Source organism: Aestuariibaculum marinum, assembly GCF_014596975.1.
GTDB classification, from domain to species: Bacteria; Bacteroidota; Bacteroidia; order Flavobacteriales; family Flavobacteriaceae; genus Aestuariibaculum; species Aestuariibaculum marinum.
In genome coordinates this window covers 1-223 of record NZ_JACVXD010000119.1, presented here as the reverse complement: position 1 = coordinate 223, position 223 = coordinate 1, and the positions used below count along the sequence as shown (strand labels likewise).

Here is a 223-nt window from a genome sequence, read left to right as displayed (position 1 = left end):
TTTACAGCACCGGTCATTATCCATGCAATTGAGCTTACGGAACAATTATCGTTGAAAGTTGCATCGGTGATGGCCACGTCCACGGTACAGTCTCCAGAGGCATCTGCACTAGTTGTTGTAACAACATTGCTTGTAGCGTTTACCGTTGGATTTTCATTATCGGTGACTGTTACCGTCATGACATCAGTAGCTGTATTGGCTGGGGTAGCATTGTCAGATACGG

1 protein-coding gene is annotated in these 223 nt (G+C 45.7%); it reads right to left on the bottom strand.

What is annotated here, in order from left to right; genetic code table 11:
- Positions 1-223, bottom strand: a 223-nt coding sequence (locus ICJ85_RS16450) for a hypothetical protein (protein ID WP_188224860.1), incomplete at both ends; no start/stop codon positions are given.